Genomic DNA, 1,627 nt, shown 5'->3' on the forward strand with positions numbered 1-1,627 from the left:
GCCCAAAACTCCGGATCGGTGCGTGCTCTTGACCATACTCCCGATGCGCGAGACAAAAGCTCTGCCCGCCTCAACATCCACACCTGCTTCTCGATAATCCATAAGTCCGCCAAATCGATTTCTAATTTTTAGTTTATTCCCTTGACACTCCCCGGCCTGAAGGCGCGGGGATTCTTTGATCTACGAGCTAGTTTGCTGAAGCAGGATTTCTCCAACCACAGTAGGGACTAATTCTCCCAAAGCGTTCCTTGGCTCAAGGCCAAAGGTTCCGGTATGCCCTACCGTACCCAATCCTCGACTAAGGATATTTTTAGCTGCGTTTTCGTCACGATCTAATAGACAGCCACACTTGCAAGCGTGGGTTCTTGTAGATAGCGTTTTCTTGACAATTTCGCCGCAGCTAGAGCATTCTTGGCTGGTATATTGTGGATTCACCGCAACCGTAATTTTCTCAAATACTTTACCAAAGTATTCAAGCCAAACGCGGAATTGATACCAAGATGCGTCGTTAATGGACTTAGCCAAGCAATGATTCTTTACCATGTTTTTGATTCTCAAATCTTCGTAGGCTATCAAGTCGTTTGACTGAACTACGCACCTTGCTAATTTCACAGCATGGTGCAATGCGGCTGTCTACTTATTTTGAGATGGCGTAACCCTAGAATCTGCCTAGCTTTGCCCCTGTTATTTGAACCTTTGACCTTTCTGGATACACGACGCCCAGAGCGTTTTAGAACTTTTTCACATTTTCTCAGGAATAAGCGGGTTTTCAACCCTAGTTCCGTTCGAGTCGGTGTAATATTCCTTCAACCCCACGTCTAATCCGATCGTAGTACCAGAGGGTTCTGTGTTTTCTTTTCTATCGACATCCACACAGAATTGAACGTACACGCCATCAGCACGTTTAACCAGTCTCACTCTTTTTATTTGACTGATTTGGTAGAAGTGCAAGTCGCGTGTGCCTTTCAGCTTTAATCGCCCAATCCCTTTTTTATCGGTAAAGTTAATTGATTTCCGATCGTCGGCAAGTTTCCAGCCAGTGGTTTTGTATTCCACTGAACGACAATATTTTTGGAATTGTGGATATCCTTTTTTGCCAGCAACATTCTTCTTGCAGTTGTCGTAAAATCGGGAAATAGAAGACCATGCTCGTTCTGCACTGGCTTGTCTTGCCATTGAGTTAAGTTCGTCGGCAAACGGAAACTCGCGAGCCAGTACGGCGCAGTATTTATTCAAGTCATTTTTACCCATTTTTGGGTTGTCCATCCAATAGCGCAAACAGCTATTGCGAACAAACTTTGCGGTACGAATTGCTTCTTCTACTGCGCTGAACTGATTTGATTTTCCGTATGCTTTGAACTCAAAAACTAACATGGTTTACCTCCCACCTTATACTACACGTTCCAGTATAAGATGTTTGGCAAGTTATCAAAACCTTACAATTAAAGCCGTCCTAGAAGGACGGGGTTTTAAACCCAAATATCTGATAAGTAGTCAAACAAAATTAATTACACAAATCAAATAATATGATATACTAAAAACATCAAGTTTTATTTAAAGAGGTTTTATATGTTTTTACTTCGAGACATTAATCCACTTTCATTGAAATTGCTAAACCGAATTTATC

At 42.3% G+C, this 1,627-nt stretch carries 2 pseudogenes; both read right to left on the minus strand.

Annotated features, from left to right (window positions below):
- Nucleotides 1-102 (minus strand): annotated as a pseudogene (locus tag ACUVJL_RS22120) (phosphoribosylformylglycinamidine cyclo-ligase); the annotation flags it as partial.
- A 78-nt stretch (nt 103-180) separates the two neighbouring features.
- Nucleotides 181-1,374, minus strand: a pseudogene (locus ACUVJL_RS22125) (RNA-guided endonuclease InsQ/TnpB family protein).
- Nucleotides 1,375-1,627: the final 253 nt, after the last annotated feature.

Source organism: Microcoleus sp. OTE_8_concoct_300 (assembly GCF_031383065.1).
Classification (GTDB): domain Bacteria; phylum Cyanobacteriota; class Cyanobacteriia; order Cyanobacteriales; family Microcoleaceae; genus Microcoleus.